The 12,242-nt window shown below is 34.2% G+C and carries 11 protein-coding genes; 5 read left to right on the plus strand and 6 right to left on the minus strand.

Annotation, left to right across the window (positions count from 1 at the left end; translation table 11 throughout):
* Nucleotides 1-23: 23 nt before the first annotated feature.
* The 4 genes from SCA31_RS00315 to SCA31_RS00330 form a co-directional block, all read right to left on the minus strand.
* Nucleotides 24-725: a porin family protein gene (locus SCA31_RS00315; protein WP_410694760.1), complete on the minus strand. Its 702-nt coding sequence runs from the start codon at nt 723-725 to the stop codon at nt 24-26.
* Between the two features lie 383 nt (nt 726-1,108).
* Entirely contained in the window at nt 1,109-1,807 is a 699-nt protein-coding gene (locus tag SCA31_RS00320; RefSeq protein ID WP_410694761.1) for a porin family protein, read from the minus strand.
* 383 nt (nt 1,808-2,190) lie between these two features.
* Nucleotides 2,191-2,781, minus strand: coding sequence for a porin family protein (locus SCA31_RS00325; protein WP_410694762.1), 591 nt, complete (start codon nt 2,779-2,781; stop codon nt 2,191-2,193).
* Nucleotides 2,782-3,062: 281 nt separating this feature from the next.
* Nucleotides 3,063-3,692 carry a porin family protein gene (locus SCA31_RS00330; RefSeq protein ID WP_109617118.1) on the minus strand — a complete coding sequence of 210 codons (630 nt, stop codon included), beginning with the start codon at nt 3,690-3,692 and terminating at the stop codon, nt 3,063-3,065.
* Nucleotides 3,693-4,252: 560 nt separating this feature from the next.
* Here SCA31_RS00330 and SCA31_RS00335 point away from each other — a divergent pair.
* A complete protein-coding gene (locus SCA31_RS00335; protein ID WP_410694763.1) occupies nt 4,253-6,109 on the plus strand; it encodes a hypothetical protein in 1,857 nt (618 codons plus the stop codon).
* A gap of 103 nt (nt 6,110-6,212) precedes the next feature.
* Here SCA31_RS00335 and aroB read toward each other — a convergent pair whose 3' ends face one another.
* A complete protein-coding gene (gene aroB, locus SCA31_RS00340) occupies nt 6,213-7,259 on the minus strand; it encodes a 3-dehydroquinate synthase (RefSeq protein ID WP_410694764.1) in 1,047 nt (348 codons plus the stop codon).
* 102 nt (nt 7,260-7,361) lie between these two features.
* On the opposite strand from aroB, the gene SCA31_RS00345 reads away from it, so the two are divergent.
* The 3 genes from SCA31_RS00345 to SCA31_RS00355 all read left to right on the plus strand — a co-directional run bounded on the left by SCA31_RS00345 (nt 7,362) and on the right by SCA31_RS00355 (nt 10,151).
* Nucleotides 7,362-8,543: a pseudouridine synthase gene (locus SCA31_RS00345; RefSeq protein WP_410694765.1), complete on the plus strand. Its 1,182-nt coding sequence runs from the start codon at nt 7,362-7,364 to the stop codon at nt 8,541-8,543.
* A 187-nt stretch (nt 8,544-8,730) separates the two neighbouring features.
* Entirely contained in the window at nt 8,731-9,306 is a 576-nt protein-coding gene (locus SCA31_RS00350) for a TetR/AcrR family transcriptional regulator (protein ID WP_410694766.1), read from the plus strand.
* Nucleotides 9,303-10,151, plus strand: coding sequence for a sialate O-acetylesterase (locus tag SCA31_RS00355; RefSeq protein WP_410694767.1), 849 nt, complete (start codon nt 9,303-9,305; stop codon nt 10,149-10,151). The genes SCA31_RS00350 and SCA31_RS00355 overlap by 4 nt, the downstream gene beginning before the upstream one ends.
* Nucleotides 10,152-10,245: 94 nt before the next feature.
* On the opposite strand, the gene pncA is transcribed toward SCA31_RS00355, so the two are convergent.
* On the minus strand, nt 10,246-10,851 hold the full coding sequence (gene pncA, locus SCA31_RS00360; RefSeq protein WP_410694768.1) for a bifunctional nicotinamidase/pyrazinamidase: 606 nt from the start codon (nt 10,849-10,851) through the stop codon (nt 10,246-10,248).
* 212 nt (nt 10,852-11,063) lie between these two features.
* Here pncA and SCA31_RS00365 point away from each other — a divergent pair, with 212 nt between their 5' ends.
* Nucleotides 11,064-12,206 carry a DEAD/DEAH box helicase gene (locus SCA31_RS00365; protein WP_410694769.1) on the plus strand — a complete coding sequence of 381 codons (1,143 nt, stop codon included), beginning with the start codon at nt 11,064-11,066 and terminating at the stop codon, nt 12,204-12,206.
* The last annotated feature ends 36 nt before the right edge of the window (nt 12,207-12,242 follow it).

Raw genomic sequence — 12,242 nt, forward strand, 5'->3', positions numbered from 1 at the left:
GTTAAAAAATTGGTTTATTCTTATTAGAATTTATAGTTCACGCCTAACTGGAAAACTCTGTTGTTGTTTTCAGCAGCAGGTCTGCTCTTGTCAATCTTTGTCAAGCTATTTACATATCTTGCGTTGATACCGATGTTAGAAGTAATATCATATCCTAAACCAAGGCCTAAACCAAAGTTGAATTTGTTAATCTGGTCTTTATCGATATCCTCAGAGTGAGAGCTTGTAGTGGTAGTGGTAATTCCTCCTGTAGTACTTGCTACAGTAGCTTCGCCTTTATTTTTACCATTAATGAAATAACTGAATTCAGGTCCAGCTTCAATATAGAATTTTTCTGTTGGTCTCATCTGAACCATTAACGGAACAGAAATATAATTCATTGTTACTTTATCCTGTAACTTAGTTTTTACATTTGTTGTACCATTATCAGTTTCTAAAGAAGAGATTACGTCTCTTGAACCCATTTGGTTATATAATACCTCAGGTTGGAAGCTAAAGTGCTTAGAGATTGGAATATTCACAAAAGCACCTGCGTGGAAACCTAATTTCTGGCTATTCATACCAAATTGTTGTTGGCTGAAATAAGCAGAGTTACCTCCAGCTTTAATACCAAATCTTACAGGCTGAACGTCTTTTTTAAGAGGAGATGTATTGGCTGTTGTTGTTTCTTGTGCAAAGGCTAATGTACCAGCCGTTAAAGCCAGTCCTAAAAATAACTTCTTCATAATTTTATTTTTTAATTTTACTGTTTACTATTTCAAATGATTTTTCAATCACTTGTCATTTATTTTGCAAAATGCTTGCCAAACTTAAAAAACCTTGATTAACAAAGGTCTTATGGCATTTTTTGTAAGTAAAAAAATAACCATTCTCTTTTGTTCTTTCTGAAATATTTCAATGTATAAGGAGTTTTTAGGATAAAATTTATGTTAAATTTTATTCATTTGATGATAATCTCTTAATAGAAATAATAATTGAATTTATGAGATCAATCTCTTAAATATTCTTTATTTTTTAAAGAACTCAAAAAAAAGCTTCAAGAATGTTTCCAAATAAAAATGTCGGACCACTTTATAGTCCGACATTCATTTAAAGAATAATAAATATTCTATTTGAACTTATAAGCTACTCCTACTTGAATAGCATTATTTCTCGATTTATTATCATTTTCTGAGATGTCATTCTTTAAAAGACTTGTAAGACCTGCCGTAAATCTTGCCGTCACTCCAAAACTTTGGGTGAAATAGTAACCCGCTCCAATGCCTATCCCAAAATTGAATTTGTTATAAAGCTCCTTTGGTATTTTATTGGAAAAACTATCAGAATAAGTATTCGTTTGACTTCCTGATGACTCTGTAACAGTGAAATCACCTTTTGATTTTCCACCAAGCAGTAATCCGAACTCAGGACCAGCCTCTACATACAGTTGAGGAAGAATATTATACTGAACCATCACAGGAAGAACTAAATAATTGAAGTTTGTTGTATAGGTAGACGTTCTTCTGTATCTATAGCCATTTGAACCGAAATTAAGATAATCCTCTGTTTTTGATCCCAACTGACTGAAAAGAAGCTCAGGCTGTACACTGAATTTCTCAGCTACCGGAATGTTTACAAATACACCTGCATTAAAACCAGGCTTCAGTTTCTCATTGTTATCATAATTATAACTATCATTGCTGGTAACCGTAGAGGCATTAAAGCCAGCCTTAACTCCAAAAGTAATAGGAGATGATGACTTAACTTTTTCCTGTGCATTTACAAAAAGGCATCCAATAAATGCCAACCCCATAAAGAGTTTTTTCATGATTTTTAAGTTTTAATTTAATTTTTATAACTGAAGCAAAACTTTCGCCAAATAAAGGAAACTGACAAAAATCATATTAAAGCGAAAAAGTCAGATTTAACAAGTAAACCTGACTTTTTCTATTGAAATCAAAATGTATTCTATTTATTAAGATCTATCCTTATCTATTATTGTACCTTTCAGTATCATCTTATTATTACTTGATTTTTAATGAGTAGAATGCAATTCATTATTATCAAAAAATGCAGATGCAAATATTTTGAATGAGGATATAATCAGTACATACTACGCAAATTTCTTGCCAAAAATATTCAATGAGAATTTTATATAAAAAAACCGGATTAAATATATAATCCGGTTTTTATAATTTATTAAGGGTAACCTTAGAATTTGTAAGCTAAACCAACTTGGAACGCTCCATTTTTGTTAGAGTCAGAACCACTAGGTCTATCTTTTGCGATATCAGTTAAACCTGCAACATATCTTACGTTAACTCCGATATTCTGAGTGAAGTAGTACCCTGCTCCAAGACCAAGACCGAAATCAAAAGTTTTAGTTCCGTCTTTAATATCTACAGAATTAGACTGATATTTTGCTTTAGCACTTACAAGGAATCCGAATTGAGGACCTGCTTCTAAGTATAGGTTAGGAAGTGCATTGTACTGTAACATTACTGGTACTGCAATATAATCAAGATTAGCTTTTACATCACTATTAGATTTTGCTTTTGCCCCCATTCCGCTGTATAATACCTCCGGTTGAACAGAGAAATCCTGAGCTACTGGAATGTTAGCAAATACACCACCATAAAATCCAGCTTTTGAATTCCAACCGCTTTCAGTAAGGCTAGAAACGTTAAGACCAGCTTTTAAACCAAATCTAACTGGAGATGAAGAAACTGTATTTGATGAAGTTTTTTGTGCAAAAGTGAAAGTACCTGCTACTAATGCTAGGCCTAAAAAAATCTTTTTCATAAGTTTATATTTAATAGTTTTTAAGTTTTATTTAACGTTTTGTTTATAATCAAACAGTGTGCCAAAGAATAATGCAGTGGATTTAATTAGTAGGTCTACTTGCTTATTTGAATGAATATAAGGGTTTTATATCCATGTAATTAAATTCATATTTAAATTTTTCTAAAAAAGATAATATTTTTTTTAACATTTATTTAAGCTTTAAAATAAAAAGACCAGATTAAAAAATTAATCTGATCTTTTTTATTGAATATAAAATTTGTTAAGTGAATGTATGAAGCTTATTTAAATTTATAAGCTAATCCTACTTGGAATACATTGTTTCTGACAGCGTCAGATCCGCTAGGTCTGTTTTTGGCAATGTCTGTTAAACCTGCAACATATCTAGCTGTAATTCCTAGGTTTGGAGTGAAATAGTATCCTGCACCAAGACCAATCCCAAAGTTGAATGTATTGAAGTTGTCTTTGTAATTATCTGATGTAGAAGAATCTCCGTTAGATTCATTTTTCAATTTATTTTTAGCGCTAACCATGAACCCAAATTCTGGACCAGCTTCTAAATAAAGGTTTGGAAGTGCATTATACTGGAACATTACCGGTACTGCAATATAATCTAGCTTGGTAGAAGCTGAATATTTTGTTCCCAATGCTGTAAAGTCTGATTTGTTACCATACTGTGAGTATAATACCTCCGGTTGAACACTAAATGAAGCGGCTACCGGAATGTTAGCAAATACACCTGCATTGAAACCTATTTTAGATTTTTGATCATCTAAACCACTATCTTTTGAAAGTGAAGATACGTTCATTCCTCCTTTTACCCCAAATGTAACCGGATTAGAAGAAGGGGTCTGTTGAGCGAACGCTAATGTTCCTGCAGTTACTGCTAATCCTAAAATTAACTTTTTCATAACTTTAATTTTTTAATTTTACTCTTTCTTAATTTTAAATTTTACTACTTGTTCACATTTCTGTGGAACGCAGAGTATCTTTCAAATTGCTTGCCAAAAATATTTTTCACTGTTAAAATAAATGAAAAAACCATCTGATACGGAAGTGGTTTTACTTTTATCAAATTGATTAACAGTGTTTTAAAAAGTTAATTAAACATTTGTTTAGAAGATTTCTAAATTGACAAATTTGTCAAAAATAGGGTTAAAAAGTTGAATGATTGGTCACGTTTATTCTGTACACCCTTCATTTTTTTATCAAATGAAAGGGTTTAAAGAGGGTAAGCTTTAATCCTTTTGGGCTTACATTTCTTGTTTGATGTTAAATTTAATAACACAATATTCTATTAAATAAAATTGTATCCGCTGTCATTATATCATTCTAATTTCTGTAAAAGAGCTTTGCTAGGCCTTATCTATCTCATTTTCTTTATTAATTTTGTATTCTTTATACAATTATAATCTGATATTCTTACAAAACGGCTCATTGAGTTTTGTAAGAACTCATTAACTACTATACCATGAAAAAATGTACCCTGCTGCTGTTATTTCTTTTATTTGAAAACAATTTCCAAGCTCAGGTGGGAATCAATACAACAACACCTGATCCATCTTCAGTACTGGAGGTTGCTGGGTCTAACAAAGGTCTTTTAATCCCTAGAATTGCATTGACTGGGAGTTCAGATACTGTTACCGTACCATTACCGGCTAATTCTTTAATGATCTACAACACAGCTGCTGTTAGCGATGTTCTTCCTGGTTATTATTATTGGAGTACCACTGCAGGCCGATGGACCAAAGTACTGGATGATCTGAGGCCTATTGTGATGACGGGATGGAGCCTCACCGGAAATTCGGGTATGGTCAACGGAGTTAATTTTATAGGAACGTCTGATAATGTAGATGTTATTTTTAAAAGGAATAATATTGTATCTGGTGTATTAAATACAACGAATACGATCTTTGGGGTCAACAGCTTAACAGCTAACACAATAGGATTGAACAATACCGCAGTAGGAACCAATAATTTAATTTCGAATACCACAGGAAGTATGAATACAGCCATAGGTTCAGAGGTATTGAGCAGCAACAAAACAGGGATACAAAATACAGGTTATGGGTACCGGGCTTTATATTCGAATCTGGACGGAAATAATAATGTTGCCAACGGCTATTTTTCACTTTTTTCAGCTAAAAGTACGATAGGCAATGTTGGTATTGGGGCAAGTTCACTCCGTGAGCTTATCTCCGGAGATGACAATATAGGAATAGGAGGAGATGCTTTCCGGATGCTTCCTGGTGGAAGGGGGAACACGGCTATTGGCGGATCTGCAGGATATAATTTGAATACCGTAAATAATTATAATACTTTCATAGGTTTCCGTGCAGGTGCAGGGCTTGTTTCCGGGAAATCAAATACGATTATCGGAGCCAATGTAAGCGGACTGCCAGCGTCACTTTCAAATAACATTATCATTGCCGATGGAGACGGAAACAGAAGAATTAATATTGACCAGAACGGAAATATGGGGATTGGGACCAATACTCCAAAATTCCCACTGGACATTAGATTAAAGACCACAGCATGGCCCCTGATAGCAACAAGCCTTACGTACTACGGAATAAGTCCTGATTCAGGCTCTTTTGACGGAACATTAGCCACTTATTCTAATTATACTAATGATATAGGTACTTTCAATACCAATACCTCTATTTATGCGGATGGGAATATTATATCGGTAGGTAAATTGAGTGTGGCACAAACGTCTCTTTTTTCTGATAAAAGAATCAAAGATATCATGAGTAGGTCGGACAGTGGAAAAGATTTAATCACCTTAAGAAAGCTCAGCATTACCAATTATCGTATGAAGGATAAGGCATTATATGGTAACCAAGAATTTAAAAAGGTAATTGCCCAGGAGGTGGAGTCTGTATATCCGCAGGCAGTCAGTAAGAGTGGTGTGAAGACCTTTATTCCCAATATCTATCAGCTGGCAAAACAAGAGGGAGACGTTTTTACCTTCGAAAAACGGGTTGCTATTTCTAAAGAAGATAAATTTCTTAAAATATATGATGAAACAGGAGAATCCATATTGGAAATAGAGAACAGTACATCTAACAGTATTACAGTAAATCTGGCTGGAAAAAAGCTTATGGGGAAGCTCTTTGTTTACGGAACTGAAGTGTCCGACTTAAGAACTGTAGATTATGATGCATTATCTATGCTGAATATCTCTGCAACTCAGGAATTGGCCAAAAAAATAGAAGTCTTAGAAAATGAAAATGAGGTTTTAAAGAAATCGAATATGGAAATGAAGCACACACAGACTATTTTTGAAGAACGGTTAAAACACTTAGAATCTTCTTTAGCAAAATAAAAATATCTCTTTCAGAATTAAAATGAATGAAACCCACTTATTGAGAAGTGGGGTTTGTTGTTTATAATATCTTCTTAATAATCAAGTTATTTTAAAAAACTCATTATGCATCATTCAGTTTTCTGTAAAAATGAAGAGAGTCAATGATGTTTTGTTGACTGCATTGGTGGTCATAGGTACATGAGCCAATATTTGAAAGTAAAGAGAAATTAATTTTGCTGTCAGTGTTCTTTTTATCATTTAAAAGCAGTGCGGTAATATCTTCATCCTTGAAATCACTGATGTCTAAATAAGGATAGTAGCGCTGAATATTTTCAATAATAGCCTTTGCATCGTCCTCTGAAATAAGATTCTCAAGATAAGCAAGATGGGCTTCTGAAATCATTCCCATAGCAACAGCTTCTCCGTGTAGGATAGGGTTGCCTTGTTGTAAGCATAGGCTTTCCACAGCATGTCCGATAGTATGTCCAAAATTTAATGTTTTTCTGATATTGCTTTCATGGAAGTCTTTTTCAACAACTTCCTGCTTGATATCCATTGAGGTTTGAATATGCGGGGTTACAGCTTCCACATCAAGTTTATGGATTTGAATCAGCTGATTCCAGTGTGCTTTATCGGCAATCAGCCCGTGCTTCAGCATTTCTGCAAATCCACTTCTTAGTTCCTTAAAAGGCAGGGTTTCCAAAAACTTAGGGTAAATAAAAATCTGTTCCGGGAAAGCAAATGTTCCCACCATGTTTTTATAATGCATTAAATCGATACCTGTTTTTCCTCCAATTGAGGCGTCACACATGGATAAAAGGGTAGTAGGGATGTTGATAAACTGTATTCCTCTTTTATAGGTAGAAGCCACAAAACCTCCCATATCTGTAATTACACCACCTCCTAAATTGATAATCAATGCTTTTCTGTCTGCCTGCATCTCTGTAAGAATTTCCCAAAGTTGATTGGCAGTGTGAATATTTTTCATTTCTTCTCCGGCTTCGATCTCAAGAATTTCAAAACCAAGATCTGTCTCCATATTTCCTAAAAGGATAGGAAGGCAGTATTCATGGGTGTTTTCATCTACCAAAATGAAAATTTTACTGAATGTTTTTTCGTGAAGAAGTTCGTTTAGCTGAGAAAAATTATCGTTTAATATTGTTATCATCTTAGATTGTATATAAAGTTAAAAACGTAAACTATATTGCAAAGTTATGATTCTTAATTTTTAACTCGTAACTAAATTACTATCTTTGCAGAAATTTTTAGAATGAGCAGAGATAATAATAATTCAGACAGACCAAAGAGACCAAGAATTTCAACCAAGAAAAGTTCTGATGATTCTCGTGCTTCCAGATCTGGAAATTCTTCAGGATCAAAACCTTTTAAAAAACCTTTCTCTAAAGATGGAGGAAAAAAAGGCCCAGAACATTCAGGATCCAACTCAAGATTTGAAAAGAAACCATTCAAGAAAAATAACGAAAGCTTTGATAGCTCTAGTGATAATTCTGAATCAAAATCTGAAAATAGAGCTTATATCACAAATAAAAGTGAGAGCTATGCGAAGAAATCTTTTGGAAAACCTAAAAGAGGCGCAAAAAGTTTCGATACTAGAGATAAGTACGAAAGAGGTAGCCTAAAATACGGAAGAAGACCGTCTAATGGTGATGATAGAAATGAAGATAGAGCAAAATCCTTTGTACAGAAAAGAAGACTGAACAAGATTGAAAAAGATGTTCATAAGGACAGCATCCGTCTTAATAAGTATATTGCTAATTCCGGAATCTGCAGCAGGAGAGAAGCTGACGAGCTAATCACCCAAGGTTTAGTAGAGGTAAACGGAAAGGTGGTAGATGAAATGGGATATCAGGTACAGAAAACGGACAGAGTAGTTTTTGACGGACAAAGTATTACTCCGGAAAAACCTGTTTATGTACTTTTGAACAAACCAAAAGGTTATATTTCTACCACTAAAGACGATAAAGCTAGAAAAACCGTAATGGATCTTGTAGCAAATGCTTCTCCTTACAGGCTTTTCCCTGTTGGAAGACTAGATCGTTCCACAACAGGTGTTATTTTGTTGACTAATGATGGTCACATGACGAAAAAACTAACGCATCCATCTTTTGATGCCAAGAAGATTTATCATGTAACGTTGGATAAGAAACTAACTGGTGAAGATTTACGTCTTATTGCAGAAGGTATTCGTCTTGATGAGGGAGTTGCTACAGTGGATCAGATTTCATACATTGAAGGGAAGCCTAAAAATGAGATTGGAATTGAAATTCATATCGGATGGAACCGTGTCATCAGAAGAATATTCCAAAGATTAGGGTATGAGGTAGAAAGCTTGGATAGAGTAATGTTTGCAGGAATGACGAAGAAGAATATCAAGAGAGGACACTGGAGAATCCTTACAGAACTGGAAGTAAATAACCTTAAGATGCTTTAAAACAATGATGAGCTATGAATTTTAAATTCTGGCTTTTTACTAATATCATTATTCTTAAGCAAGAATTTTAAGTTTAAAAAATAAAAAGCGTAGAAATTATTTTCTGCGCTTTTTGTATGATTAATAGGTTTTAAAATAAATGTCTCAAATTTGAGACATTTGTCGTAATTTTGTGGTCATAGAAAATATGAATACTCAGCAAAAAATTATTGATACTGCGATATCTGTTTTAAATGAGAACTTTTCTGCAACATTTGAGGATATTGCATTGCGTTGTGGCATTAATCGAAGAACGATTCACCGGTATTTTAAAAACCGTCATGAATTATTAGAAGCATGTAACAAGAATATGATGGAGGCGTGGGAGCTTGCGGCTATTAAAGCCTGTAAAAGCTCCGAAGATCCTTTGATACAACTTGAACATTTATTATACGAAGGAATTGATAGTGGAACAAAGTATGCCTTTCTAATTAAACTGAATGATGATATTCAATCACTTTCAACACCTTACAAAAGTGAGCAAAGTGAATCCTATTTTAAAATAAGAAATCAATTATTTAAGGCCATTCAGGAGTTACAAAAAGAGAAAGTGATAGATAATCAGTTTCCGTTACCCTGGATAAAAATTCTTTTTACCAGTGTAATTTCTGCAACGATTACAGCATTCAGATCCGGAGATATTGCTCATAATAGCGTAAAGAAACTAGCTTGGCTCTCATTCAGCAGAAGTATTGGAATCCAATTAAATAATAAAAAAAAATGATACATTCCTTTTTAATGATAGGTCAGTCAAATATGGCTGGTCGTGGCTTTGTTAAAGAAGTTCCACCCATCTTTGATGAACATATTAAGATGCAAAGAAACGGATTATGGCAAATAATGTCTGAGCCTATTAATTTTGACCGCCCCAGTGCCGGAGTTGGGCTTTCAGCTTCATTTGCCGCTTCATGGAGGATTGATAATGCGCAAGGCGAGATAGGATTGATACCATGTGCTGATGGAGGAACTAGCCTTGATGATTGGGCTGTAGGGGGTGCTTTATTTGAAAATGCAATATCACAGGCCAGGCTTGCACAACGAACAAGTCAGCTTTCAGGTATTTTATGGCATCAGGGCGAAAGCGACAGCACTCCGGAAAGAGCGGGGAAATATTGTGAAAAATTTCATAAAATTATTGAGGCATTCCGCAAGGAATTAAATGTTCCGGATGTTCCTGTTGTTATAGGCGGTTTAGGAGATTTCTTATCTAGTGGAACCTTTGGGCAATATTTTGCGTCTTATCCCTTAATTAATAAGGCATTGGAAAGTTTTGCCAGAACCCATGCAAATTGTTATTTTGTTACAGCGAGAGGACTTACAGCTAATGCTGATGGTATTCATTTTAATGCTCTGTCCCAAAGAATATTAGGCGTTAGATATTATACAGCTTTTCGTGACCTAATGCATATTTCTGATCCACTTAATGATGAAGAGAATATATTAACAACAATCTATAATCGTGAGTATACCAAAACAGAAAAAATGAAACTGCTTGAACACGAATTTGCAGTTGGAAATATTGAAATTAAGGATTATCTGACAGAATTAGCCATAGTGGGTCAGGAGTAAAATATGACAAAACCTATAATAACATAAAAAACAAAACAACAGCACCAAAATGATACTGTTGTTTTGTTTTTGAGACATGTTGATTTATACTGTTTTATCCCAATATTGTTACTCCTTTTTCGATCATCTCATAAATGGCATCTCTACCATTATCAGGTCTTACATTTACAGCACGTGTTCCGTTAAAGTGAAGACATGTCACATATCCGTTGGCTACAGCGTCCTGGCAAGTAAACTTCACACAATAATCCATAGCTAATCCAACGATTTCTACCAGTTGAATATCATGGTACTTCAAGAAATCATCCAAGCCCGTTTTCATAAAATGATTATTATCCTGAAAGCCGCTATAGCTGTCAATTTCAAGATTTTTTCCTTTTTGGATGATATGAGTTACTTTATCCTGATTCAAATCTTTGTGGAATTCAGCACCAAAAGTTCCCTGAATACAGTGATCCGGCCACATAAACTGAGGGACACCATTAAGAATAATGTTTTCACCTACTTTTTTACCATTGCTGCTGGCAAAGCTTTTGTGGCCTACCGGATGCCAATCCTGTGTCAAAATAACCTGATCATATTCATTTTCCTCCATCAAAAGATTGATGTACGGGATAATCTCATTAGCTCCAGGAACTGCAAGGGCTCCGCCTTCACAAAAATCATTCTGTACATCGACTATTATTAATGCTTTTTTCATATTTAGATTTCTCGAATTTTTGATAAATTTACAAAACTAACAGACAAAAATTTGTCCAAAACTGAATTATCGGACAAATCGGCAATATATTTTTTTATATATGAAAAATAACAGTATAAATTAAAAAAATCAAACTTTGTTGATAGAGTATTTTATTTCGAAGGGTAAACCAAATATCAATAGCTTATCTTTGCAGTAAATAAATATTTTTTATGTCATTTGAGTCTTTAGGATTATCACACAATATTATTCGTTCTGTTAACAAGTTGGGTTATTTAAAGCCATTTCCAATTCAGGAGCAGGCAGTCCCTGTTATTTTGCAAGGAAAAGACCTGATGGGTATTGCACAAACAGGTTCTGGAAAAACCGCTTGTTTTGTGATGCCAATTTTAGAAAAATTACAAAATTCAGAAGCCAAAAAAGGCCGTAATGTTCAGGTTTTAATATTGGTTCCTACCCGTGAATTAGCCATTCAGATTGATGAAGTTTTTAGGGCTTTCACAGAAAATTTAAAACGAGAGATTCGTACAATGGCAGTTTATGGCGGGGTTTCTATCAATCCTCAAATGAAAGGAATGTTTGGCGTGGAAGTTCTTATAGCAACCCCGGGACGTTTATTAGACTTAATTGATCATAATGCATTGAGTATTTCAGAAATTCAGCATTTGGTGATTGATGAAGCAGATAAAATGTTTCAGCTAGGTTTTGGTGAAGAAATGAATAAACTTTTCGCTTTAATGCCTGTGGTGAAACAAACAACGTTGTTTTCGGCGACTTTAAATGATAAAGTTTCTGAAATGAAAGAACGTTTATCCATTAATCCTACAATTATTGAAATTAAAAAAGAGGAGGTTGAAATTGATAATATCGAGCAATTGGCCTATCATGTTTCTCCTGAAAATAAGGGTCCTTTCTTACGGTATTTAATTAAAGAAAAGAAAGTTGAAAAAGCTTTGATTTTTGTTTCCTCTACAAGATCAGCAGATAATTTGGTGGAGAAACTTAAAAAGAATAAAATTAAGGCAGTGGCCATTCACAGTCATAAGTCACAAGGTGCCCGAAGAAATAATTTAGAAGAATTTAAAGTAAATGGCGCCCAGATTTTAGTCGCTACAGACTTAATTGGTCGTGGGATTCATATCGAGTCTCTTCCTTGCGTTATCAATTACGAATTACCGCGTTCACCTTTAGATTATATTCACCGTATTGGTAGAACGGGCCGTGCCAATGAAAAAGGAACTGCTATTAATATTCTAACGGATGATGAATTACAGCATTTCAGAGTGATTCAGAAGAAAATGGGTAAAAAAGTGCCTTTACAAAGAACAGAGGGCATTGATTTACATGGCTATTAATTCATCAATTAAAATAATAAGAGCTTCAATTTTAGA

Origin of the sequence: Chryseobacterium sp. SIMBA_028 (assembly GCF_046535285.1) — a bacterium.
Classification (GTDB): domain Bacteria; phylum Bacteroidota; class Bacteroidia; order Flavobacteriales; family Weeksellaceae; genus Chryseobacterium.